General features: G+C 70.2%; 17 protein-coding genes, 2 tRNA genes and 2 rRNA genes (1 of these 21 running past the window's edge). 3 read left to right on the top strand and 18 right to left on the bottom strand.

The genetic code is table 11. The features are described from left to right. The 15 genes from MNOD_RS27860 to MNOD_RS27790 form a co-directional block, all read right to left on the bottom strand. Window positions 1-724, bottom strand: a 23S ribosomal RNA gene (locus tag MNOD_RS27860); it reaches 2086 nt to the left of the window's first position. Between the two features lie 256 nt (window positions 725-980). Then, window positions 981-1056, bottom strand: a tRNA-Ala gene (locus tag MNOD_RS27855). A 26-nt stretch (window positions 1057-1082) separates the two neighbouring features. Then, window positions 1083-1159: transfer RNA gene (locus MNOD_RS27850), tRNA-Ile, on the bottom strand. Window positions 1160-1303: 144 nt separating this feature from the next. After that, window positions 1304-2787, bottom strand: a 16S ribosomal RNA gene (locus tag MNOD_RS27845). The 16S and 23S rRNA genes sit together here with 2 tRNA genes alongside, the layout of an rRNA operon. A 384-nt stretch (window positions 2788-3171) precedes the next feature. Further along, window positions 3172-3396 (bottom strand): hypothetical protein, encoded by a 225-nt coding sequence (locus tag MNOD_RS27840; protein WP_015932319.1) that lies wholly within the window; start codon window positions 3394-3396, stop codon window positions 3172-3174. Window positions 3397-3493: 97 nt separating this feature from the next. Then, window positions 3494-4270 carry a CatB-related O-acetyltransferase gene (locus MNOD_RS50105; protein ID WP_015932318.1) on the bottom strand — a complete coding sequence of 259 codons (777 nt, stop codon included), beginning with the start codon at window positions 4268-4270 and terminating at the stop codon, window positions 3494-3496. 12 nt (window positions 4271-4282) lie between these two features. Continuing rightward, window positions 4283-5293: a glycosyltransferase family protein gene (locus MNOD_RS27830; RefSeq protein ID WP_015932317.1), complete on the bottom strand. Its 1011-nt coding sequence runs from the start codon at window positions 5291-5293 to the stop codon at window positions 4283-4285. Then, the gene (locus tag MNOD_RS27825; protein WP_043749550.1) at window positions 5290-6174 is read right to left on the bottom strand and encodes a glycosyltransferase family 2 protein; all 885 of its coding nucleotides are present in this window, start codon (window positions 6172-6174) and stop codon (window positions 5290-5292) included. Before MNOD_RS27825 ends, MNOD_RS27830 begins: the two co-directional genes overlap by 4 nt. Before the next feature lie 32 nt (window positions 6175-6206). After that, window positions 6207-7688 carry a lipopolysaccharide biosynthesis protein gene (locus MNOD_RS27820; protein WP_015932315.1) on the bottom strand — a complete coding sequence of 494 codons (1482 nt, stop codon included), beginning with the start codon at window positions 7686-7688 and terminating at the stop codon, window positions 6207-6209. Then, window positions 7688-8857: a glycosyltransferase family 4 protein gene (locus MNOD_RS27815; protein ID WP_015932314.1), complete on the bottom strand. Its 1170-nt coding sequence runs from the start codon at window positions 8855-8857 to the stop codon at window positions 7688-7690. The genes MNOD_RS27820 and MNOD_RS27815 overlap by 1 nt, the downstream gene beginning before the upstream one ends. Before the next feature lie 17 nt (window positions 8858-8874). After that, on the bottom strand, window positions 8875-10095 hold the full coding sequence (locus MNOD_RS27810; protein WP_015932313.1) for an acyltransferase family protein: 1221 nt from the start codon (window positions 10093-10095) through the stop codon (window positions 8875-8877). Window positions 10096-10149: 54 nt separating this feature from the next. Further along, entirely contained in the window at window positions 10150-12402 is a 2253-nt protein-coding gene (locus MNOD_RS27805) for an AAA family ATPase (protein ID WP_015932312.1), read from the bottom strand. Window positions 12403-12466: 64 nt separating this feature from the next. Then, window positions 12467-14722: a Wzz/FepE/Etk N-terminal domain-containing protein gene (locus MNOD_RS27800; RefSeq protein WP_015932311.1), complete on the bottom strand. Its 2256-nt coding sequence runs from the start codon at window positions 14720-14722 to the stop codon at window positions 12467-12469. Next, the gene (locus MNOD_RS27795; RefSeq protein WP_015932310.1) at window positions 14715-16133 is read right to left on the bottom strand and encodes a hypothetical protein; all 1419 of its coding nucleotides are present in this window, start codon (window positions 16131-16133) and stop codon (window positions 14715-14717) included. The genes MNOD_RS27800 and MNOD_RS27795 overlap by 8 nt, the downstream gene beginning before the upstream one ends. 76 nt (window positions 16134-16209) lie before the next feature. After that, a complete protein-coding gene (locus tag MNOD_RS27790; RefSeq protein WP_015932309.1) occupies window positions 16210-17658 on the bottom strand; it encodes an undecaprenyl-phosphate glucose phosphotransferase in 1449 nt (482 codons plus the stop codon). A gap of 380 nt (window positions 17659-18038) precedes the next feature. Between MNOD_RS27790 and MNOD_RS27785 the strand changes: the two genes are divergently transcribed. After that, entirely contained in the window at window positions 18039-19352 is a 1314-nt protein-coding gene (locus tag MNOD_RS27785) for a nucleotide sugar dehydrogenase (protein WP_015932308.1), read from the top strand. Next, a complete protein-coding gene (locus MNOD_RS27780; RefSeq protein ID WP_015932307.1) occupies window positions 19333-20592 on the top strand; it encodes a glycosyltransferase family 4 protein in 1260 nt (419 codons plus the stop codon). Before MNOD_RS27785 ends, MNOD_RS27780 begins: the two co-directional genes overlap by 20 nt. Window positions 20593-20634: 42 nt before the next feature. Here MNOD_RS27780 and MNOD_RS27775 read toward each other — a convergent pair whose 3' ends face one another. From MNOD_RS27775 to MNOD_RS27765, 3 genes are all read right to left on the bottom strand, one after another. Continuing rightward, the gene (locus MNOD_RS27775; RefSeq protein ID WP_015932306.1) at window positions 20635-21438 is read right to left on the bottom strand and encodes a metallophosphoesterase family protein; all 804 of its coding nucleotides are present in this window, start codon (window positions 21436-21438) and stop codon (window positions 20635-20637) included. 108 nt (window positions 21439-21546) lie between these two features. After that, complete coding sequence (locus MNOD_RS27770) at window positions 21547-21810, bottom strand: hypothetical protein (protein ID WP_157091573.1); 264 nt, start codon at window positions 21808-21810, stop codon at window positions 21547-21549. A gap of 91 nt (window positions 21811-21901) precedes the next feature. Then, window positions 21902-23032 carry a polysaccharide lyase gene (locus MNOD_RS27765; RefSeq protein ID WP_015932304.1) on the bottom strand — a complete coding sequence of 377 codons (1131 nt, stop codon included), beginning with the start codon at window positions 23030-23032 and terminating at the stop codon, window positions 21902-21904. Between the two features lie 217 nt (window positions 23033-23249). On the opposite strand from MNOD_RS27765, the gene MNOD_RS27760 reads away from it, so the two are divergent. Then, window positions 23250-24527 carry a polysaccharide biosynthesis/export family protein gene (locus tag MNOD_RS27760; protein ID WP_015932303.1) on the top strand — a complete coding sequence of 426 codons (1278 nt, stop codon included), beginning with the start codon at window positions 23250-23252 and terminating at the stop codon, window positions 24525-24527. The last annotated feature ends 208 nt before the right edge of the window (window positions 24528-24735 follow it).

The following is a 24735-nucleotide window of genomic DNA, read 5'->3' as shown; positions in this document are numbered from 1 at the left end:
TCGGGTCTAAAGCAACGAACTGAACCGCCCTGTTCAGACTCGCTTTCGCTGCGCCTCCGCCTACCGGCTTAAGCTTGCTCGTTACTTTAAGTCGCTGACCCATTATACAAAAGGTACGCGGTCACCCAGAACGCATCTTGGGCTCCCACTGTTTGTAAGCATCCGGTTTCAGGAACTGTTTCACTCCCCTCGTCGGGGTGCTTTTCACCTTTCCCTCACGGTACTGGTTCGCTATCGGTCGCTGAGGAGTACTTAGGCTTGGAGGGTGGTCCCCCCGTCTTCAGACAGGATTGCTCGTGTCCCGCCTTACTCATGGCTTCTTCTCGCCCTGACCCGTACGGGGCTGTCACCCGCTGCGGCCCGCCGTTCCAGGCGGTTCCGGTGAAGCTCGAAGAAGCACTGGCCTGATCCGCGTTCGCTCGCCACTACTGACGGAGTCTCGTTGATGTCCTTTCCTCCGGGTACTGAGATGTTTCAGTTCCCCGGGTTCGCTTCAAACCCCTATGGATTCAGGGCCTGATCCCCTCGTCGCGCCGCTTCGTCGTGCGGAGCCAAGCCAGCCGGCCTGGCCCCACACAACGAAGGGCTGAGGGTGGGTTTCCCCATTCGGAAATCCCTGGATCACAGCTCGTTCGCAGCTCCCCAAGGCTTATCGCAGCGTACCACGTCCTTCATCGCCTCTCAGCGCCAAGGCATCCACCGAATGCTCTTAAGGCACTTGATCGCTCTCATGATCGGTGTCCGGGCGAGCAAGGCTCGCTTCCGGCCACGGTCACGTCAAGACCAGCGGCAGGGCCCTTTCGGCACCCTGCCGTGTATGCTTGCCGAACACCTCCAGAGCCCCGGCTCTCGCCGGACCCCTGGACGCATTCCCTCTTCACGATGTCAAACATCCGCGCCGGCCGCATCGCGGCGGCGCGAAACCCGTTGCCCTTCCGGCGCCCGGATCCGCCGCTCGACACCGCACCCCGAGAGGAGAGTGGTGGAGCTGGACGGGATCGAACCGACGACCTCATGCTTGCAAAGCACGCGCTCTCCCAACTGAGCTACAGCCCCGCGCGGCGATCGCAGCCCCGGCGATCTGGTGGGCCTGGGACGACTCGAACGTCCGACCTCACCCTTATCAGGGGTGCGCTCTAACCACCTGAGCTACAGGCCCCAGGGATTGGCATCAGCCAATCCCCCGGAAAGGCGGAGAAAGAGAAACGAGGACGGCGCGTCCCGCCAATCGAGGCCTGACCGGCCTCGTATGATCCAACGACGCCGGGAGAGTGAGCGCACCCACGTCCACCAGCATCCTTAGAAAGGAGGTGATCCAGCCGCAGGTTCCCCTACGGCTACCTTGTTACGACTTCACCCCAGTCGCTGACCCTACCGTGGTCGCCTGCCCCCTCGCGGTTGGCGCAGCGCCGTCGGGTAAGACCAACTCCCATGGTGTGACGGGCGGTGTGTACAAGGCCCGGGAACGTATTCACCGTGGCGTGCTGATCCACGATTACTAGCGATTCCGCCTTCATGCACTCGAGTTGCAGAGTGCAATCTGAACTGAGACGGCTTTTGGGGATTTGCTCCAGGTCGCCCCTTCGCTTCCCATTGTCACCGCCATTGTAGCACGTGTGTAGCCCATCCCGTAAGGGCCATGAGGACTTGACGTCATCCCCACCTTCCTCGCGGCTTATCACCGGCAGTCCCCCTAGAGTGCCCAACTCAATGATGGCAACTAAGGGCGAGGGTTGCGCTCGTTGCGGGACTTAACCCAACATCTCACGACACGAGCTGACGACAGCCATGCAGCACCTGTGTGCAGGTCCCCGAAGGGAACCGTGAATCTCTCCACGTAGCCTGCCATGTCAAGGGATGGTAAGGTTCTGCGCGTTGCTTCGAATTAAACCACATGCTCCACCGCTTGTGCGGGCCCCCGTCAATTCCTTTGAGTTTTAATCTTGCGACCGTACTCCCCAGGCGGAATGCTTAAAGCGTTAGCGGCGCCACTGAGGTGCATGCACCCCAACGGCTAGCATTCATCGTTTACAGCGTGGACTACCAGGGTATCTAATCCTGTTTGCTCCCCACGCTTTCGCGCCTCAGCGTCAGAACCGGACCAGACAGCCGCCTTCGCCACTGGTGTTCTTGCGAATATCTACGAATTTCACCTCTACACTCGCAGTTCCGCTGTCCTCTTCCGGTCTCAAGCCCGCCAGTATCGAAGGCCATTCCGTGGTTGAGCCACGGGCTTTCACCCCCGACTTGGCGAGCCGCCTACGCGCCCTTTACGCCCAGTGATTCCGAGCAACGCTAGCCCCCTTCGTATTACCGCGGCTGCTGGCACGAAGTTAGCCGGGGCTTATTCCTCCGGTACCGTCATTATCGTCCCGAAGAAAAGAGCTTTACAACCCTAAGGCCGTCATCACTCACGCGGCATGGCTGGATCAGGCTTGCGCCCATTGTCCAATATTCCCCACTGCTGCCTCCCGTAGGAGTCTGGGCCGTGTCTCAGTCCCAGTGTGGCTGATCATCCTCTCAGACCAGCTACTGATCGTCGCCTTGGTGAGCCGTTACCCCACCAACCAGCTAATCAGACGCGGGCCGATCCTTCGGCAGTCAAGCCTTTCTCCTTGCGGACGTATCCGGTATTAGCCCTAGTTTCCCAGGGTTGTTCCGAACCGAAGGGCACGTTCCCACGCGTTACTCACCCGTCTGCCGCTGACCCCGCAGGGCCCGCTCGACTTGCATGTGTTAAGCCTGCCGCCAGCGTTCGCTCTGAGCCAGGATCAAACTCTCACCTTGAAGAGCTGACCTCAAAACGCTCGATCACAACATTGACAGGGCACACTCGATCCCGGGTTGCCCCGGATCGGTGAGCTTCCAGAAACGTCGGACCGGCGCCTCATCCTGCTCCGGCCAGGGCCCAAGCCCCAGCCCGCAAGGACAACGCCGTCCACGCTTCTCTTCCTCCGATGCACTTGTCAAAGAGCCCGCCTCAACGACAGTCCGGCCGCCCCGGGCAACCCACCCGGACCCGACCTCACAGGCTGTCGGAAAGAAGCAGAAGCAGCCGGGCCGCTGATCTCTCGCGGCCGGCGCCGATGGGGGGTCGTATACGGCCCCCCATCCCGGCCGTCAACTCCCAATCTGAACCTGTTGCGACAGGGCGGAGTCGCGGTCGCTGCCTCAGCGGTTCGGTCGGGCGCCGCGCGGCGAATCCTGGTCGCGCAGGGGAGCGGGTTTCGCTCGCGGCCGGATCTGGCGATGGACGACCAGGATCCCGCCGACGAGGAGCGCCGTCACGCTGCCGCCGAGCGGGAATCCCGCCCAGGCCCAGCTCTGGCCGCCGAGCCAGAGCAGGATCGATGTCACTGCGCCTCCCAGGATCGCAGCCAAGGCCAGCAGAACCATCGTGCCATTCCCCGAGGGGGCGCTTGCGGGCGCCGCCGCCTGTTGAACGGGAGCCCGGGGTCTCGTGTCAATCAGGGCGGCCGGGTGCCGTCCGGGATCAGGCCGCCGTGCGGATGCGGGCCGCGATCGCCTCGAGGGCGCGCAGCGCCTCGGCGTCGGAGGCGGGCTTCGTCATGGCGTCGCGCCAGGGGCGCAACTCCTCGGGCGAGAGCTCCCACCAGCGCGACTGCAGCAGGCGCTCGCGCACGGGTTCGGAGAAGCGGTAGCGGATCACCCGCGCGGGAGCCCCCACGGCGATGGCGAAATCCGGCACGTCGCGGGTGACGACGGCGCCCGCCCCGATCACCGCGCCGATGCCGATGCGGCGGCAACCCGGCGTGATCACGACATAGTCGCCCACCCAGGCGTCGTGCCCGACATCGAGCCGCGGCGGCGGCGCCGGCAGGTTGCCGACATGCCCGTAGGTGCCGCCCTCGTAGAAGGCGGGACTGGTGCTGATGCGATCGGTCGGATGGTTGAAGGACCAGAAGGCGGTCTGGGCGAGGGAGACGTAGCGCCCGATCCGCAGGCCCGTGCGGGGATGATCGACGGGAAACAGCAGCGAGCCGTAGGAATGGGCGCCGACGCTGACGCCGGTGCGCTCCCATAGCACCTTGCGCAGCGTGTAGCTCGTCGCGTCCCCGCCCTCCCAGCGGCGGGCGAGGCGCCAGACCCAGCGGCCCGAGAGCCTGCGCCCGAGGAGCCCGAGGAGGAGCGTGAGGCGCTTCGAGCGCCGCAGGGCCGGATCCGCGAGGTCGGGCGCGCCCGGAAGGTCGCGCGGTGCGACCTCGGCGCGGGATTCGCCGGGCAGGGCGAGGGTCGAGATGTCCGTCATCAGGTTTTCCGATCAGCCGGATTTGGCAGCGAGCTGGGCCGGCATGCCGGTTCTCCCGCACAGGCCCGCCCACCAGCCCGCAAGCGCCACGCCGAAGTTCCGCACCGCGCCGGCCCGCACGTATTGCAGGGTCAGGAGCAGGGTCGCGGCGGCGGCCACTGGGAAAGCTCCGGGAAAGAAGCGGCGGGTGAGGAGCAGGCGGCTGCGCTCGTCGAGGAAGACCGAGATCGCCGAGCGCGAGCGGCGATCGAGGTTCGAGCCGATCGTGGCGCCGTGGTCGTGCACCACGACCGCGTCATGCGCGTAGCCGAGCCGGAAGCTGCCCCGGCGGAGACACCAATCCACCTCCTCGGCATAGAGGAAGTAATCCTCGTTCATCGGCCCGACAGCCCGCACGAAGTCCCGGCTCACATACATGGCGGCGCCCGAGACGTAGTGCTGGGTTCGCTCCACCTCGGCTGGGTCGATCGCCGCCTCCGCGGGCGCCCCCAAGCCGATATTGTAGCCGCGCCCCAGCCAGCGCCGCCAGCGCCCGCCATAGAGCTGGACCCGGCCCGAATGCTTCACGATCAGCCGGCTGCCGACGATCCCGTAGGGGCCGCGCGCGGCATGCGCGGTGAGCGCCCGCAGGGCGTCGGGCGCAGGCTCGGTATCCGGGTTGAGGATCCAGAGGGCCGACCAGTCCGGCGAGGGGGCGAGGGCATCGAGCAGGGCGTTGATTGCCCCCGCATAGCCGAGGTTGCGCACGGCCCGGTGCAGGACGATCTCGCCGATCGCCCCCGGTCGGGAGACGGCAAGCCGCACAATGCGGTCGATGCGATCGCCGCTCCCCGGCTGCGGATCGGGCGTGGCACTGAGGCGCTCGGCGAGCCTCGCCACGAGGGCGTCGAAGGCGGCCTCGCCGCCATTCTCGCAGATCCGCACGGTGCGGACCGGATAGGTCGAGCGGTCGAGATGATCGAGGCAGGACGCGATCGCCTCCGCGCAGCGGAAGCCCACGATCGCCACGGCGACCTCAGTCATCGGGCGGCCTCTGCGTGACGCCCGAAGGCGAGCCGATGGGCCTCCGCGAAGCGGAAGCTCCGGATGCGCAGCAGGATCCCGGCGGCGCGCAGACGCGCCCGCAGGCCGCCGACCGGCGCGCGCAGCACCTTGACCGCATGGGGAAGCGCCGAGAGGAGGACGAGCCAGGCCCGGGCGAGCCAGGGCAGCCGGCCGAGCGGGCCGGGCGCGGCGAGGAGATAGGCCTCGCGGGTGGTGCGCCGCCATTTGCGCACCAGCTCCTCCCAGGTCCGGCGGGCCGGATGGGCGACGCGCGCCGCGGGCGCATAGGCGAGACGATAGCCCCGCGCCCGGGCCCGATGGCACCACTCGACATCCTCCGAGAGCCCGTTGGCGAAGGGGCCCACCGCCTCGAAGACGGTGCGGCGCACCAGCATGTTGGCCGTCACGGTGAAGCCCTTGCGCTGCACGTAGAGGTCGTTGCGGAAGGCGAAGACGAGCTCGAACGCCTCCACGGGCGTCGGGGCAGCGCGATTCTCCGCCTCCACCCGGACGGCGCCGCCGACGATGTCGGCCGCATCGAGCGCCTTGAGGCCCTGTTCCAGCCAGTCGGGGGCGGGCCGGCAATCGCTGTCGATGAAGGCGAGGATATTTCCGCGCGCGGCGGCGACGCCCGCATTGCGAGCCGGCCCGGCGCCACGGATCGGGGCCGGGACCACCCGGGCGCGGCCGGCGGCCAGGGCCTCGACGGCGGCAAGGCCCGCCGCCGAGCCGTTATCGGCCACAACGACCTCGACGGTGCCCGGCGGCAGCGTCTGCGCGGCGAGGAGATCGAGGCAGCGTTCGAGGTTGGCGAGGTCGTTCACGTGCGGGATCACGACCGACACGAGCGGGGCTGACATGAGCGGGGATTCTTGGGTCAATCGCACCTCCGTCAGGTCGCTTCGATCGGCGTGCCGGCCGGCGCCGGGCGGCCCCCGCCCATGCGGACGAGATCGCCAGGCGTGAGACCGCTCGAGCGCAGCACGAGCAGGTAGATGACGAGGACGACCGCGCCGTAGCCGGTGCAGAGCGCGACCCAATCAAGGACCGGCATGCTCTCGGCGATCGGCTCGACGCCCAAGAACTCGACGCCCAAGAAGGCGAGGAGCGCGGCGATCGGGAACAGGACCAGGAACCACGCGAGGCGCGGCGAGAAGGCGTGCGCGGCGAGCGTGCGCGAGACGATCCACAAGAGCGCCAGGACCTCGCCCGCGGCGAGCCCTCCGACGAAGCCGGCGAGCGAGCGGTGAAGCGGAATCGTCAGGGCGGCGAGCAGCACGGCCGCGGCGCTCGCGATCGAGCCCCGGAGCACGAAGCCGGTCTGGCCGGCGGCGAGGCAGGGCGGGACCGGGAAGGCGAGGAGCGTCTTGATGCAGACGTCGATGGCGATCGCGCTCATCAGCGCCAGCGACGGGGTGTAGCCCGGGCCGAACACGAGGCCGATCATCGGGCGGCCGAGGGCGAGGAGGCCGAGCCCATACGCGAAGGCCGCGAGCGAGAGCCAGACCGCCCATTGGTCGTGGAGCCGCGGGCGGCCGGCCTCGGCGGGCGTGCGGGTCACGAAGGCTGGCAGGTAGATGCTGGTCAGGAACTTGATGAGCTGGCCGCGCGGGATGAGCGCGATGCCCATGGCGTTGTTGTAGAGGGCGAGCACCGACACGCCGAGCAGGCTGCCGACGCACAGGCGGTCGCCCATGATGCTGAAGGCGTTCGCCATGCCGTTGGGGATGAGGGGCCGGCCGAACCGCTCCGCCTCGTGCGCCACCTCGCGGTTCCAGGCGAGGCGCCAGCGGCGGCGTGCCGCCGCCTGCGAGACGATCACGCTCGTGACCGCGCCGCCGAGGATGCCGGCGAGCATGCAGCGATAGTCGCGCAGCGCCAGCGCGAGCAGCACCGAGACGAGGGTCCAGGCGACCTGGGCGCCGATCAGCGTGGCGGCGTCCGGTCCGAATTCGTAAGAGCGGGTGAGTTCCTTGACGCCGAGATTCTGGAAGCCGCGGATGAGCGGCACCAGGGCGAGGAGGAGGAAGGCCCAGAGCGCGTGCCACGCATCGAGCGAGGCGACCACGACGGGCGCCGCCGCGAGCAGGATGAGCGCGATCACGCCCGAGCGCAGCAGCGCCACGGCGTGCAGCGTGCCGTAGACCTCCTCCGGATCCGTGTCGCCATAGCCGCGCACCGCCGAATATTGCAGGCCGATATCGGTCGCGAGCTCGGCGAAGGCCGCGACCACCGAGAGGGAGATGGCGAGCCCGTACTGGTCGGTCGGCAGGGTGTGCGAGAGGGCGACGTTGCGCAGGAACGGAAACACCATGTCGGCGAGATTCGCCGACAGGAGCGTCGCCCCCGACTTCAGGCGCGAGCGGCCCGCCATCAGCGTGCACCCTCGGTGGCGGGCGCGAGGCCCGGGAGGGCGGGGGCGGGTTTGCGCCTCGCCGCCTGGCGGATCAGCTCGGCGCTGCGCCGGCCCCACGCCTCCCAGGTCAGCGCGTCGCGGGCGCGCGCGAAGGTGCGCTCCCGCAGGGCCGCGTAGCGGGCGGGGTCGCCCCAATGCTCGCACACGGCCTCGATGAAGGGAGCGGGGCCGGCCTCCGGCGGGGCGAGGATGCCGTTGAGGCCGGGCTTCACGATGGTCGGGATGCCGCCGGTCTCGGTGGCGAGGCTCGGCAGGCCATAGGCGCCGGCCTCGCAGAAGACGAGGCCGTAAGCCTCCTGCCGGCTCGGCACGATCAGGAAGGCGGCGGCGGAGAAGAGCGCCTGGAGGCGCGCGAGCTGGGTCGGATCGCCCTTACTGAGGAAGCCGTGGGCGACGAGGCCGGGACCGGCCGCCTCGGGCGGCGGCGCGCAGCCGACGACGTGCAGCTCCGCCGCGACGCCGCGCGCCTGCAGGCCGCGCAGCACCGCGAGCGCGACCTCCCCGCCCTTGCGGGTCCAGTCGACCCCGACGAAGAGGAGCCGGCAGGTGCCGTCGCGCCGGAACGGATCGGCGGATGGCCGCGTGGCGAGGTTGGCACCGAAGGGCACCGCATGGACCCGCGCCGGCGCGGCGCCGTAATCCCGGACCGCCGAGGCCGCCGCCCAGTCGGAGGGAAATAGCGAGAGATCGGCGCCGAGGATGGCGCGGCGCTCCATTGCCTCGCCGTTGCGCCGCGAGCGGGGCGAGAGGCCGGCGAACCAATCCGGATAATAGTCGCACATCAGCCGGAAGGTCGCGTCCGAGCAATGGACCACCGGACAATCGGCGGCGAGGCCCGCGAGCTGGGTCGAGGCGGCAAGGCCGAAGACCACGTCCGGCCGGACCCGATCGAGCTGGCGGCGCAGCGCCAGCCCGTAGAGGCGGGCGATCAGGGGCTCGCGGGCCGGATCGGTCCGCAGCCGCGTTCCGGCCCGCCGCAGGCCGCGCAGCAGCGTCTGCATCGTCGGGCTCGTCACCGGCTCGACGCTCTCGAACTGCTCGCGCAGGGCCCGCAGGCAGAAATACGGGGTGCCGCTCCAGGCGGCGGGCGTGTCGGGGGAGCCGGGGGACAGGAAGGCGATCCGCATGCTTTGTCTCTCCGGGATCAGGACCGGCCGGATGCCGGCGCCAGGGGGCCGGCCGCGGCGGGAGACCAGGACGGCGCGTGCCGCGGGGCGAAGCGGTGGCGCAAGCCCGCCGCCGGCTGGGCGACGAGGCGGAAGGACAGCCAGGCGAGACCGAAGGCCGCGAGCGTGCAGAGCGGAGCCACGACGAGCTTCAGGCCGAGCGGCAGGGCGGCGGCATGCCGGACGCCGAGCATCTGGAGCACGATGTCGAGCGGCACGAAGTGCCAGAGATAGGTGCCGTAGGAGAGGCGCCCCATCCAGGCCATCGGGGCGGCGTCGAGGCACCTGCGCAGGCCGGCGCCGCTCGCGCTCGCATAGAGGCCCACGAAGGCGAGGCCGATCGCGAGGCCCTGCAGCGTGTAGCGCCCGCAATCGCGGAAGACAGGATCGCGGATCGCGAGCGACAGGAGCATGAGGGCGGCGGCGGCCGCGAACACGGCCGGGCCGCGGTGCTCGGCGAAGCTCAAGGAGCGCGGGAAGCGGGCGAACAGGACGGCGAGCGCGCAGCCATAGGCGAGGGAGTCGAGGCGCGCGTCGCTCGCCTTGTAGGTCCATTCCGGATCGAGGGAGAGCGCCTTCACGACCACGAGACGCCAGAGGGGGCTCGCCACCAGCACTACGGCCAGCACGAGGAGGAGCGCCCGGGGGCGCCGCCCGACGAGGAGCAGGGTCAGCGGGAAGACGAGGTAGAAATGCTCCTCGACGGCGAGCGACCACAGCATGTGCCAGCCGGCGCAGGTGTCGTAGCCGCACATCCCGACCGTCAGGTGATAGTAGTTGGTGAAGGAGAACAGCGCCGCCAGGAGCTCGACCGGCCGGACCGTGAGGCCCTGCCAAGCAGCGACGGCCGCGATGATGAGCACGAAGGCGAAGAGTTCGGGCGTGAGCCGGAGGACGCGGCGGATATAGAAGTTGCGCAGGTCGATGCCGTCGGTGCGGTCCTGCTCGCGCAGGAGCAGGGTGGTGATGAGGAAGCCGCTCAGGAAGAAGAAGATCGTGACGCCGAGCCCGCCCGGCACGACCATGCCGAAGCCGTAATGGCCGGCGAGCACGAGCAGGATCGAGACCGCCCGCACGCCGTCGAGGCCCGGGATATGGGCGCGCCGCAGCAGCGCGGCCCCCGCGGGGGCGGCGCCGGGCGTCTCCAGCCCAAATGTCCCCAGTCCACGTGTCTGACGCGTCTCGGCAGCATTGGTCATACGGCGGGCCCCTCCTCGGTCGCGCGTGTCCGTCTTTGGTCCGCGGAGCGCCCGTCAGGGCGTCAGATACCGCTCGTGGTAGTAGGTGCTGGTCGCCTCGCCGTAGCGCTTGAGCTGGCGCAGGCGGGCCTTGTTCAGGATGGTGCCGAGCAGCCGGTCCCAGACGACGGGGGCCGAGCGGAGCGCGTCGAGGACGACCTCGCGGGAGGTGGAGCCCCATTCCACCACGAGAACATAGGCTTCGAGGGCGTCGGCGAGGGCCCGCACGTCGGTGACGGGCATCAGCGGCGGTAGGTCGACGACCAGATAGTCGTAGCGCTCGCGGGCCGCGGCGAGGAGCGCCCGCATCCCGGGCGAGCCCAGGATCTCGTAGGCGTCGCGGCGCATGGCCTGCGCGGTCGCGGGCAGGACGTCGAGGGGCAGGTCGGGCTCGCGGCGCACCACGGCAGCGAGGTCGAGGCCGGCGTCGATCGCCTCCGCGAGACCCGCCTGCGCATCGGCCGCGAGGCCCCGCGTCAGGGTCGGGTTGCGCAGGTCGCCGTCGATCAGCAGGACCTTGCGCCCGTTGCGCGCGATCATGCGGGCGAGGTTGGCGGCGACCGCGGTCTTGCCCTCGCCGGGCAGGCAGGAGACGACGCCGATGCAGCGCACCCCCTGCCCATCCCGGGCGTGGTCCGCCGCGACCTTGACGGAGCGCAGCGTCTCGGCGCCGATCGAGAAGGGCATGCGCAGCACGTGGTCCCAGGCGAGGCCGCCCTTCGGGGATGCGCTCTGGCCCCCGGCCGGCGGATCGCCCGCCCCCGCCCGGGCCGTGTCCTCACGGACGGCCGGGATGAAGCCGAGGCAGCCGCAGCCGATGACCTCCGCGGCCTCGCGGCGGGTGCGCAGGGAGCGGTCGGCCAGGTCGACGGCGAAGCCGAAGAGCAGGCCGAGCACCCCGCCGCCGCCGAAGCCGAGCGCCATCAGCAGCGTGCGCTTGGGCGAGAATTTTTTGGTGGGCGGCGTCGCCTCGGTGATCAGGCGCGCCTCGCTGACCGGGAAGCTCTCCCGCTGCACGGCCTGGATGTAGCGCTGCGAATAATCCTCGTAGGCCTGGCGGGCGGTGCGGGCCGTGCTCTCCAGCTCCTGCAGGCGCACCTGATGGCTGCCGATGTCGCTCGTCTTGCGGAACTGCTCCGCGAGGCTCTGGCGCAGGGCCGCCTCGCGCTGGCGGGCGATCTCGAGGTCGCTGCGGTAGACCTCCTCGATGCGGCGCAGCTCGCTGCGGATCGACTCGAGGGTGTTGGCCGCCTCGCCCCGCAGCCGCTTCACCACCGGATGATCCTCGCCGAAGCGGGAGGCGAGGTCGGTCGCCCGCTGGTTCGTCTCCAGATATTGCTGGCGCAGCTTGATGACGACCTCGTTCGTGAGCGCATCCGCCACCGCGAGGTCGGGCGTGCCCTGGCGGTTGACCGCGACCACGCGGTCGAGCTTGGCCTGCGCGGTGGCGGTCGCCCCGGCCGCGTCGGTGAGCATGGTGCTGATCGAGGCCAGCGCCTGATCGTCGATCGACTTGCCGTCCGCGGTGGCGATGTTGTTCTGGCGCTTGAAGGCGGCCACGGCGGCATCCGCGCGGCTCGCGGCCCCCGCGAGTTCCGACAGGCGCTGCTTGAGCCAGCCCGCCGCCTGCTGCGTGGTGTCGCTGTTCGCCTGCACCTGATCGCGCAGGAAGGCGGCGGCAAAGCCGTTGGCGATCCGCGCAGCCTTCTCGGGCGTCTCCGAGAGGAAGCGGATCTCCATCACGAAGGTGTTCTCGATCCGCGCCACCGAAAGCGCGCCTGCGACCGCCTCGACGGCGGCCTGCTCGCGGTCGGCCTGGGTGGCCGGCTCGGCCTCGTCCGAGGCGAGGAGGTTCCTGAGCTGCGCGAGGAGGCCGGCGCGGGTGCCGTTGAACTCGGGATCCTCGTCGAGATGCAGGTCGGCCACCACCGCCCGGGCGATGCGCTCGGAGCGCACCGTTTCCAGGAGGCTGTCGACGCGGGCGGGATCGAAGACGGGTTCCTGCTTGCGGCGCTCGTCCTTGGTCTCCAGTACGCTGAGCCGGCGCGGATCGACCGAGACCTCGGCGCTCGCCCGGTAGAGGGGCGTCGCCGTGTAGGCGAAGACCGCGAACACCGAAAGGCCCAGAAGGGCGCCTCCCAGGATCAGCGGCAGCCGGCGGCGCAGCAGCGCCAGCACGGCCCGGATCTCGTTCTGCAGCGTGGGCCCGCTCCCCTGCGAGCGTCCCGGATAGGGCGCCAGCGCGAGGTCCTGATCGATGTAGGTCATGCGAGGACGGCTCCGGGGGCGAGAGGGGACGTCGATCGGAGGACGGGCGGCCGGCGGCGCAAGGTCACGCGGCCTCCTGGCGGCCGGCCGTCTCGTCGAGGTAGGCGAGGCTGCGAATCAGCACGAGGTCGTCGGCGCGCTGCAGCATCACCGGATCGGCGCGGTTGAGGACGACGCCCGCAAGCTTGCCGGCGACCTGCGGGTTGAACGCCACGGCGTTCTGCAGGTCCTCGAGCGTGGTGTGGTTCCAGCGCGTGACGAGGACGAAGCCGTCGATAAGAGGCGCGAGCGCGCGGGCATCGGCGACCGGGAGCATGGGCGGCAGGTCGAGGACGACGTAGCGGTAGCCCTTGCGGCCGGCTTCGAGCAGGGTGTGCAGGGCAGGCGAGGCGATCCGCTCGGCCGGGTGGAGGCGGTCGCGCGCCGCGCTGCCGGGCAGGACATGCAGCCCGCTCAGGTCCCGCCGGTCGATGACGGCGCGCAGGGCCGCCGTGCCGTCGAGGACGTCCTGCAGGCCGCCGTCCACCCCCCTCCCCTCCCGGCGCAGGATCTCGCTCAGGCGGCGGCGGCGCAGATCCATGTCGATCAGCAGGGTGGGATTGCCCGCAGCGGCGAGCACGGAGGCGAGGTTCGCCGCCACCGTCGTCGCGCCCTCGCCCGGCAGCGCCGAGCAGACGCCCAGCACGATGCCGTTCCGCCCTGGCTCCGGCGGCAGCGTCGTGTCGATCCCGAGCCGCACCGCGCGCAGCGCCTCCGCGAAGGCACCGAGCGGCTCGTCCAGGGCCGCCTCGATCGGCGACCGGGGCCGTGCCAGCGCCGGCACCTCGCCGATGACGGCGAGACAGGGCCTGCGCACCGCGGCTTCGAGCTGCTCGCGGTCCCGCACCCGGCGGGAGACCACCTCGCGGCCGAGGGCCAGCGCGCAGCCGAGGCCGAAACCCGCAGCAAAGCCGCCCACGAGCGCACGGAACGGATCCGGGAAGGCCGGCCGTGCGGGTGCCGCCGCGGCGCTGACGATGCGCGCCTCGGTGATCGGGTAGGACTGCTCCTGCGCGGCCTCCGTGAAGCGCGACATGAAGGCGTCGCGCATCGCCTTGGTGGTGTCGGCGACGCTCTGGAGCTGGGCGAGTTCGACGCGCACGGTCTGGGCGCGGGCCGAGCGGGCGGCGAGGTCTTCGAGGCCGCGGGTGATCGCCGCCTCGTTGAGCTTGGCCACCGCCGCGTCGCTGCGATAGCCGGCCGCGATGCGCCGGAACTCCTCGGCGATCGAGTTCTGGATCTCGCGCAATTCGCTGCGGGCCCGCTCGACGGTCTCGTGGGTCGGGCCGAAGCGGTCGGTGGCGTCGGCGATGCGCTGGCGAACCTGCGCCTGCTTCTGGCGCAAGGCCGTGATCACGTTGTTGCGGAACTCGTCGGCCACCGCCCCCTCGGCGCCGTTGCGCAGGATCGCCTCGATCTGGTCGAGCTTGGCCTCGGCCTGGACGCGGTCGCTGCGGGCGCCGACGAGGCGCGAGCTCAGCTCGGCGAGCTGCTGCTCGTCCACGAAGCGTCCGTCGGCCAGCATGATTTCGTGCTGGGCGCGGTAGTCCACGGCCGCCTTCTCGGCCTCGTTCGCCTGCGCCTGGAGGTCGGCGACGCGGGCACGGTACCAGTCGTTGGCGCTGCCCGCGGTCTCCTGCTTGGCGATGAGCTGGTCGCGCAGGTAGGCATTGGCGATGGCATTGGCGATCCGCGCGGCCTTGCGGGCCTCCTTCGAGAGGGCGCGCACCTCGATCACGTAGGAGACGCCGACACGCGTCGCCTTCACGCGCTTGAGGAGGGCCTCGACGGCATCGCGCTGCCGCTCCTCCTCCGTCGCGGGCGCCGGGTCTCCGAAGCCGAGCCGGACGAGCAGGCGCTCAAACGGGTTCGCGTCGTCGATGAATTCCGGATCCTGGTCGAGCTTCAGCTCGCGCAAAGCCGCGCCGAGAACGCCCTCCGAGGTCATGATCGTCGACTGGCTGTCGACGGCCGAATCGTTGACCTTGTTGTTGATGGCGAGCTGGTCCTGCCCGATATCGGCCAGGCGGCGGAAATCGACCAGGATGCGCGCGGTCGCGGCGTAATGGGGCGTGGCGAGCGCCAGATAGGCGCCACCCACCGCGATCCCGGCGAGCGTGAGCGCGGCGATGATCCGCCAGCGCCGCCGCGCCACCGCGATCAGGTAGGAGATGTCGCCCGGATCGCTGATCCGTTTGGCGACGGTGGGCCTCACGGCGGCGAGCCGGGGCCCGCCGGTCTTGGATGAGGCCCCGGCCTGGGGGCGGAACCGGTCAGGCATCGGCACGACGCGCCTCCATCGGGGTGAGCCGGCCTGCGGCGGGCCGGAGCCGGGTGTGAGCCGGAGCGGGGGGCGGCGGGTCGCCGCGCATCGGGGGCGGGAGGTAGCGGGCCTCCGCCAGGCCGGCGCGGATGCCGATCAGCAGGGCGAAGAAGGCCCAGCAGGTGCCCCAGTAATGCACCGTGAAGGCGATGAAGGTCATCTGCACGAGGGCGATGGTGACCCCCTTGCGGGCCCGATCGTGCCAGGGGCAGTCGTGCGGCTGTGTCGCGCGCGGGGTCCAGACGAAGAAGGCGCTGAAGATCGAGGCGACGAGGAGCGCGAGGCCGACATAGCCCGCATGCAGAGACTGTGCGAGCCAGAGGGCGTCGACGCTCGACACCATGGTGGAGAGCCGCACCCAGTCGCGGCCGCCGATACCGAAGAACGGCGACGATTGCAGGTTGTAGGCCACCCATTCCCAGATCAGGAAGCGGTAGACGCCGGTCTGCGGATCGAGCGTGAAGCAGTCGATCAGCACCCGTAAGGGATCGTCCACGAGGAGCAGCAGCAGGCCGAGCCCGTAGAGGGCGATGCCGACGAGCAGGGTCCAGCGCCAGGGCGAGCCGCAGAGCAGCCGGTCATAGGCCGCGAAGGCGCAGAAGATCATGAAGGCGAGCAGCGGCGCCGAGGAGAGCGCGGTCAGGGTGCCGACGAGGCAGAGCACCACCGCGCCGGCCCGGACCGTGGGGCTGCGCAAGAGGTGGTAGAGCAGCGTCGCGCAGGTCGCGAAGAAGGTGCCGAACAGGATCGCGTGCTCGAAGGAGGCGCGCGCCCGCGGCAGGCCGAAGCGGTACTGGGTGATGTAGAGGGCGTTCCGGTCGATGCCGAAGACCTGGCGGGCGACGCGGCCGAAGATGTTCTCGCCCGAGGCGAGGTCGACGAAGCCCATGAGCACGAGGAGGCCGACCACGACGAGCAGCACCCGCGCGAAGGGTTCGAGGCCCGCCCGGTTGCCGAACAGGCAGCGGCCCGCCAGATAGGCGCTCAGGAACTCGACCGGGCGCAGGCCGATCGCGCTCGCGATCGCGGCCGGGCCCTGGGTCGCTGCGAGCGCCGTCTCCATCCAGAGCACGAGGGCGAGGACGACGAGGTCGGACAGGACCGGCACGTAGCCGCCGCGCGTCAGCTTGCGGGCGAGCACCACGAGGCCCCAGGCCAGCATGATGAAGAGGGCGAGCCGCAGGCTGGTGAGCACGATGCCCAGCTTGACCGCCGCTTCGGCCGGCCCGAGCAGGCTGCCGAGCAGGATCACCGCGGCCCAGAAGGCGCCGCGCGCATTCGGCCGGAACGCGGCCGGCGCGAGCGAGCGGGCGCGCGCGGAGAGGCGGGGCCCGATCGGCAGGGACAGGGCCGCGGCCGTCGACGTCATCGTCACCTCGTCGGGTCGTGCGGACGGGGCCGGGAGGGCACCCGGCCGGCGGAAGATCGGATCGCGACGGCGATGCCTAATAGGCGTCGTGCTTGAAGATCTGGACGGCCGTCGTGGCGATGAGCTTGAGGTCGAGCCACAGGGTCCAGCGGTTGATGTAGGCGATGTCGAACTCGACCCGCCGCTCCATGCTGTCGACGGTCGGGGTTTCGCCGCGGCAGCCGCTCACCTGGGCGAGCCCGGTGATGCCCGGCTTGACGTGATGGCGGTAGGCGTAATTGGCGATCAGGCGGGTATACTGGTCGTCATGGGCCAGGGCGTGCGGGCGCGGCCCCACCAGGGACATCTCGCCCCGCAGGACATTGATGAGCTGGGGCAGCTCGTCGAGGCTCGACGCCCGCAGGAAGCGCCCGACCCGGGTGATGCGCGCATCGTCCCGAGTCGCCTGGCGGACGACCGGCCCGTCGTCGAGGCTCGTCATCGTGCGGAACTTGTAGATCCGGAAGCGCCGGCCGCTGAAGCCGATCCGGGTCTGGCGGAAGAAGATCGGGCCGCGGCTGTCGAGCCGCACCGCCAAGGCCACCCCGACGAGGAGAGGGAACAGCGCGACCAGCGCCGCGGAGGCGAAGGCGAGGTCGAGCAGGCGCTTGGCCGCCTGCTCGCCGAGGCTCAACGGGCTGCGCTGCACCTCGAGGGCCGGCACGGAGCCGATCTGGGTGAGGGGATTGGCCACGAGGTTGCGCAGACGATGGTCCGCCACGAGCAGCACCGGCAGCGGGAGCACCCGCAGGCGCTGGAGCAGTCCGTCGAGTTCGCCGAACCGCGCCCAGTTCAGGCAGACCAGGATCTGATCCACCCGCTCGGCCCGCGCCCGGCCGACGGCCGCCGCCGCGCAGGCCTCGATGTCGCCGCCCGAGAAGTCGCAGGCGATGACGTCGACGATGCGCGCCCCGGAATTGCGCAGGCGCCGCTGGAGGCCGAGGCTGAGCGCCTCGCCGCGCTCGCCGATGAGGAGCACGCGCCGCTCGACGAGGCGGTGCGTGCGCACCGCCCGGCGTGCCAGGGCCTGGAAGCCCGACCGCGCGCCGCACAGGGTTACGGGCCCCGACACCGCGAAGATCAGGAAGAAGCCGCGGGAGACGTCGCTGCCGAGTTTCAGCAGGAAGGCCAGTCCGGCGAGAATCGCCACGACCATGAGCCAGGTCGAGAGGATGTCGGTGACGCCCAGCATGCGGGCGGCGAGCCGGTCGAGGTCGTAATGCCCGCGGGCATGCCTGCGCAGGACGAACAGCGAGGCGAAGACGGCGCCCGTGGCGACGCATTGGTCCACCGGGCCCAATCGGCCGAAGCTCGTCCAATGGTAGGCGATGCCCGAGGCCCAGGAGGCGAGCACGATTACCAAGAACTCGCCCAGGCAGACGCCTGCGCTGAGAAGGTGAACCGGAACCGTGATCTCGCTGTGTCCTCCGAAGGTCTGGGCCGCCGCGTGGGCGTTCGTCCGGTAAGGCTCGAAGGAGGCCACCATTGCTGCGTCCTTGCTTCTGGCGCCGCGCGTTCCATCGGCAGGAACGCGCCATATCGCAGTGCACAACCGCTCTGGATGAGGTCGGACGTTACCGGCGGCTGGGACGCCAAGAAAGACTAAAAATTAATCAAAAAATGCCTAAAAAACAGGCAAAAAACGTCTATCAAGGCTAAAATTTACGGGTTGACGCCGAAAGGCCACTGCATTCACGATTACCGCAGTGCGATAGAGCCGAGATCGGCAATCGACGGGCCATCGGAGTCCGCGAAGCACATCATGCCAAGCGTGCCGGTCCAACCGGTCCGGCGCGACCATGCCGCTCGCATCCCGAACCCAAAGCCGGCATCCCGAATTCCCAAGCCGGAAGAAGGACTACCCGCATGAATGTCAGTGTCTTCGGCCTCGGCTACGTCGGTACCGTCTGCTCGGCCTGCCTGGCCCATATGGGCCATCATGTGGTGGGGGTCGATCTGAATCGGACCAAGGTCGACCTGCTCGCGCGGGGCCAACCGCCGATCGTGGAGAGGGACGTCGCCGAATACGTGGCGGACGCGGTTGCCGCCGGAAACCTGCGCGCGACCATGGATGTCGAGGAGGCAGCCCTCGACACCGACCTGTCGCTCATCTGCGTCGGCACGCCGAGCCGGGCCAACGGCTCCCTGGACACGAGCGCGGTCGAGACCGTGGCCCGCCAGATCGGCCATGCCATCGCGGGCAAGAACTCCTACCACTCGATCGTGGTGCGCTCGACGGTGCTGCCCGGCACGGTGCGCAGCCGCGTGCTGCCGATCCTCGAGCAGGAGATCGGCGGGCAGGTCGGCGAGGCGTTCGGGCTCGCCAGCAATCCGGAATTCATGCGCGAGGGCACGGCGGTGGCGGATTTCTACGATCCGCCCAAGACGGTGATCGGGGAGGTCGATGCCGAGACCGCCGACCGGCTCGTCAGCCTCTATGACGGCCTGCCGGGCCCGACCTTCCGCACCTCCCTCGAGATCGCCGAGATGGCGAAATACGCCGACAACGTCTGGCACGCCCTCAAGGTGACGTTCGGCAACGAGATCGGGGCGATCTGCAAGCGGGCGGGCATCGACAGCCACCAGCTCATGGAGATGTTCTGCGCCGACGAGAAGCTCAACATCTCGAAGGCCTATCTCAAGCCCGGCTTCGCCTTCGGCGGTTCGTGCCTGCCGAAGGATACGCGGGCGCTCGCCCACCATGCGGTGGCGCATGACCTCGACCTGCCGGTGATCGCCAGCATCGGGCGCAGCAACCGCCAGCAGATCGAGCGCGGCACCGAGTGGATCCTGGCGACCGGGGCGAAGCGCATCGCCTTCCTGGGCTTCAGCTTCAAGGCGGGCACGGACGACCTGCGCGAGAGTCCCTATCTGGAGATCATCGAGCGGCTGATCGGCAAGGGCTGCCAGGTGCGGATCTTCGACCGGAACGTCGAGCTCGCCAAGCTCACGGGGGCCAACCGCAGCTACCTGTACGGCGTCATCCCGCATGTGGCCGACCTGATGGTGACCTCGATCGAGGAGGCGGTGGCGGAGGCCGAAATCGTCGTGGTGACGGCGAAGTCGCCGGAATACCGGCCGATCGCCGAACTCGCGCGACCCGGCCAGCGGGTGCTCGACTTCGCGCGCCTGCCCGAGGCCGAGGCGCTGGAGAGCCAGTATGACGGCTTCCTGTGGTGAGCCGATGCGGCGCGTCCTCATCATCGTCGAGAACCTGCCGGTCCCGTTCGACCGGCGGGTGTGGTCGGAGGCCACCGCCCTGCAGCGGGCCGGCTACGCGGTCTCGGTCATCTGCCCGACCGGCCGGGACGCAGAGGCCCGCTACGAGGTCATCGAGGGGGTGCATGTCTACCGGCATCCCCTTCCGGTCGAGGGCCACGGCCTCCTCGGCTACGCCGCGGAATACGCCGCCGCGCTGTTCTGGGAGTTCCGCCTCGCCGTCCGGGTGCTGCGCGAGCGCGGCTTCGATGCGATCCACGCCTGCAACCCGCCCGACCTGATCTTCCTCGTCGGGGGCTTTTTCAAGCTCTTCGGCAAGAAGTTCGTGTTCGACCACCACGACATCAACCCGGAGCTCTACGAGGCGAAGTTCGGGCGGCGGGACTGGGGCTGGCGGCTGATGCTGCTGCTCGAACGCCTGACCTTCCGCATCGCCGACCTCTCGATCGCGACCAACGGCTCCTACCGGCAGATCGCGATCGAGCGGGGCGGCATGCCGCCCGACCGCGTCCATGTGGTGCGCTCGGGGCCGAGCCTGTCGCGGATCCGCGAGCTCCCGCCCGATCCCGCCTGGCGCAAGGGCCGCCGCTTCCTCGTCGGCTATGTCGGGGTGATCGGCCAGCAGGAGGGAATCGACCTGCTGCTCGAGGCGGTGCGCCACATCGTGGCGGAGCGCGGGCGTACCGACGTGCAGTTCGTGATCGTCGGCGGCGGACCGGCGCTGGCCGAGATGCAGGAGGCCAGCGCGGCGCTGAAGGTGTCGGACTACGTCACCTTCACGGGCCGCGTGCCGGACGAGACGCTGTTCAGCGCCCTCTCGACGGCCGATGTCTGCGTCAACCCGGACCGGCCCAACGCCATGAACGACAAGTCCACCATGAACAAGATCATGGAGTACATGGCGCTGGGCAAGCCGATCGTGCAGTTCGACCTGACAGAGGGGCGCGTCTCGGCGGGCGAGGCCTCGCTCTACGCGCGCAACACCGAGCCGTCGGATTTCGGGGAAAAAATCCTCGACCTGCTGGCCGATCCGGAGCGGCGGGCCGCGATGGGCGCCTTCGGGCGCCGCCGCGTGCACGAGGAACTGGCCTGGCCCTATGAGGAGCCGAAGCTGCTCGCGGCCTATGAGCAGCTCTTCGCGGGGGCGCCCGCCCGGGTGGAGGATTCCGCCCCGGCTCCCACCCGGGTGACGGGCTCCTGAGGCCCGCCGGGGACAGGCGCTCCTACGGGGGCGCCTGCGGCTTCACACGATCTCGATCGCCCGGTCCGAGATCAGAAGCGCCGTGAGGCGCCCCGTATAGACGGCGCCCGTGTCGATGTTGATGCGGTTGAAGCGGAAATCCGGTTCGGCGACGGGCGAGTGCCCGTGCACCACGAGGAGGCCATGATCCCGCTCGGAGGACAGGAACGGCTCGCGGATCCAGAGGAGGTCCTCCTCGTCCTGCTGGTCGATCAGCCGGCCGGGGCGGATGCCCGCATGCACGAAGAGCAGCGCGCCGATCGTGTAGCTCACCGGCATGCCGCGCAGGAAGGCGAGATGCGCCGGGGGCAGGGCCCGGCGGAGGATCTCACGGGCCGATGCCGCACCCCCCTGCCCTTCCGGCGGCGCGCCCCGATAGGCCCGCAGGGTCGCCTCGCCGCCTTGGGCCAGCCACAGCCGCAGTGCCTCGTCGTCGTCGAGGGCCCGCAGCAGCATGGCCTCATGGTTGCCCCGCAGGGCGATGACCTCGCGCTCCCGGGCGCGGGCGATCAGGCGCTCGACGACGTCCCGGCTGTCCGGGCCCCGGTCGATCAGATCGCCGAGATAGATCTCGAGCGGGCAAAGACCGCGGGCCGCGCTCAGCGCGTCGAGGCGCGCATGGGCCCGGGCCAGAAGATCATCGCGGCCGTGGATGTCGCCGAAGGCCACCACGCTGCGCCCGCCGAGGGCCGGCCAGTACTCGATCGGTCCGGGGGCCGGCGGCTGCCGGCGGCCGAACCGCGCGATCAGGCGCTGGCGCAACGCAGCCCCGCCCTGGCGAACACCTCTCCGCACCCTCGTTCCCACCGCGTCTCCGGTGGAGCGCGGCCGCCCGCCGGCCGCCTCCCCGCCGGGTGTCTACACGGGCGGGGCCGCTGCGGGAACGGCTCCGCCTGCGGCGCGGACCACCGCCCCTCAGGCGACGGACAGGACCATGCGCAGATAGGAGCGCCGGGCCCGCATCACCGCGAGGGCGTTCTCGGTCCGGCCGAGGGCCTGCACGGCGTCGCCGCGCCGGCCACCGAGGCGCGGGAGATGCGCGATGTGATCGAGCTGCTCCTGACGGCGCGCCTCCTGCTCGAGGATGGCCCGGCCGAGCGCCGCGATCATGTCCTCGGAGGGACCCGCCATGCGTGAGGCGTCCGGTCCGTCGGTGAGATCGTCTGCGGAAATCGTCAATCGTCCGTGCTCCCGGTTCGATCCTGCCGCGTGGGCGGCCAGGAACGCCGTGCTTCGAAAACGGTTCCGCTCGCACGGCGCCCCGGCGCCCTCACGGCGCGCTGCCCTCCGGGTTGAGGACGAGGCTGGCATTGCCGCCGAGATAGGCGTGCCAGGAGGGCCGCGCGGCTGCATCCGTGATGAGCGTCCGGAGGGTGTCGGCGAGCGCCGGGTGCCGGGCCGCCGCCCAGGGCAGGATCGGGTCGATCCAGGCCAGCGAGGCCCGGTTCATGGTCGGCAAGGGCCGGGCGCCCGAGCGCTCCTGCGCCCGGCCCGGGTCGCGCGTCTCAGCCGCCGTGAAGGCCAGCATGCGGACGAAGGCCGCCTCGCTCTGCGGGTCGAGCCCCTGCCCGTTCGCCTCGGCGTAGCGCACCAGCACCACGAGGGCGAGGCTCGCGAAGTGCTGGTAGACCATGGCCCGCGGGCCCCGCGCCATCTCGTGGCGCAGCGCCCCGGCCGCGTCGATGTCGGCGATGCCCCGGTGCAGGGCATCGAGCGCGAAGGCGCGCATCTCGGGCTCCTGCAGCACCGCCCCGGCGAGCCCGACGGCCAGCCCCGCCCAGTAGAGATGGTTGGCGCCGTGGCGCGACCATTGGTTGTCGGCGCGGTACTCGTCCATGACGGAGCGGGCGAGCTTCCCGATCCAGGCCCGCGACGCGGCTTCGTCCGGACCGGGGGGGCGCGGCGCGACCTTGAGCATCGTCGCCGCCACCCCGCTCAGCTGCCATGCCTGCGTCATCACCGCCTGATGGCGGCCGACCTCGTCGTTCGCGGCGGCGTTGGCGAACAGCGCGTCCTCGCGGGCCCAGGCCGCGATCCAGCGCAGGGCGCAGGCCGCATGGTCGGGGTTGCGCGGGCGGCTCAGCACGGCCTGGTCGGCGATGCGCGCGAGCCCTGTGACGAAGGCCATCAGGCGTCCGCCCCGCGCCGCCTCGTGCTGCTCCCGGGCCGGGCTCACCCGGGATTGCGTGGGATCCTTCGGATCGTAGCGCGACTGCAGGCCGGCCATGTCGACGACCGGCTCCACCACCGGCGGGCAGGCGAAGGCGCCCGATGGACGCCCGAGGAGCGCGCGGGCGCGCTCGACCTCGAATCCCGATGCCACCGGCGATCCCGCTGCGGTGGGCGCGGCCAGCGCGAGGCCGGCGAGGAGGGCGAGCGGGATCAGCGGCGGGCGCATCATGCCAAGGTCTCCTGTGCGGCAGCGGGGGCGGCCTCTCCGGACGGTCCGGAACCGCCCGGCCGGGGCTTGACCCGTTGCAGAATTCGTGAATATCACTTCGGCAGTTTTTGGGAAGAGTCAAGAATAAATCTGCAAAACTGCATGAAGTGATGCGTAATTCTACGTGAAATTGCGGAATTTCATTGGACATTGTCTGTCGAACAACGGAGCGGATCGGATGGCTGGTCTGGGAACAGGGATGCGGGCAGCGGCGCTCGTGGTCGGGGCGCTGGCCGCCGCGGGCGGGCCATGGGCGAGCCGCGGCGCGGCGGCGGCCGAATACCGGCTGCAGCCCGGCGACGTGCTCGAATTCTCGGTCGCGGGCGTCCCGGAGATGCGCCAGAAGCTCGCCGTGAACCTCGACGGCGAGGTCTCCTTCCCGCTGATCGGCGAGGTGAAGGCCGCCGGCCGGCCGGTGGCCGAGCTGCGCGAGACGGTGAAGTCCCTGCTCCCGAACCGCAGCCTGACCCTGCGCGGGCAGGACGGGAAGGAGACCCTCACCGTCATCTCAGGGGATGAGATCACGCTGGCGATCGCCGAATACCGGCCGGTCTATGTCAGCGGCGACGTGGCCAAGCCCGGCGAGCAGCCCTATCGGGCGGGGCTCAGCGTCCGGCAGGCGGTGTCGCTGGCCGGCGGCTACGATCTGCAGCGCTTCCGGATGGAGAGCCCGATCCTCCAGACCGCGGATCTGCGCGGCGAGTACCAGACGCTCTGGACCGATTTCGCCCGCGCCCAGGCCGAGGGCGCCCGCCTGCGGGCGGAGCTGGAGGGCCGTCGCGACTTCGACCGCAAGAGCGTGACGGAGGCCCCCCTCCCGGCTCCCGTCCTGAACGCGATCATCGACAACGAGCAGAAGATCCTTCTGGCGCGGAATGCCGACTTCACCCGGGAGCGCGACCACCTCACGCGCACGGTGGCGCTCTACGATTCCCGCATCACGGTGCTGACCGAGCAGCGCAAGAAGGAGGACGAGGGCGCCGAACTCGACGCCAGCGAGATCGAGCGCATCAACGACCTCACCCGGCGCGGCGTCGTCCCGATCACCCGCGCGCTGGAGACCCGGCGCCTCAGCCTGCTGTCCTCGACCCGCGCGCTGCAGATCGGCGTGCAGGCCGAGCAGGCGAAGAAGGACCGCCAGGACGCGGCCCGGGCCGTCGAGCGGCTGGAGGACCAGCACCGCTCCGACCTGCTGAAGGAGCTGCAGGACAACGACGTGAAGCTCGCCCAGACCCGGGCGAAGCTGCAGGCCGTGGGCGAGAAGCTTCTCTATACGGGCGTGGTCCGCTCGCAGCTCGTGCGGGGCACGGGCGGCACGCCGCAGATCGCCGTCTACCGGCGCACCGATCCGACCCATCGCGAGCGCATCGCCGCCGACGAGGAGACCGAGCTGCAGCCGGGCGACACCGTCGAGATCGCGCTGAGGGTCGAATACGAGTTCAAGCCGACCCAGTGATCCGGTTTCCGGTTGATTTCTTCCGAGACGAGGAGGCGCAGGAAGAACCCCTCTCCCGAGTGGGAGAGGGGCAGGGGTGAAGGTGCTACGCTTCAGAACAAAGCACTGAGCGTCGCGCTGACAGCGGCACGGCTCAGTCTTCTTGCTGAACCATCTGGGCCCTCACCCCTACCCCTCTCCCGCACGGGAGAGGGGATCCCGCGCTTCC

This window comes from Methylobacterium nodulans ORS 2060 (assembly GCF_000022085.1).
Lineage (GTDB): Bacteria > Pseudomonadota > Alphaproteobacteria > Rhizobiales > Beijerinckiaceae > Methylobacterium > Methylobacterium nodulans.
This window is presented reverse-complemented; position numbering and strand designations above follow the sequence as displayed.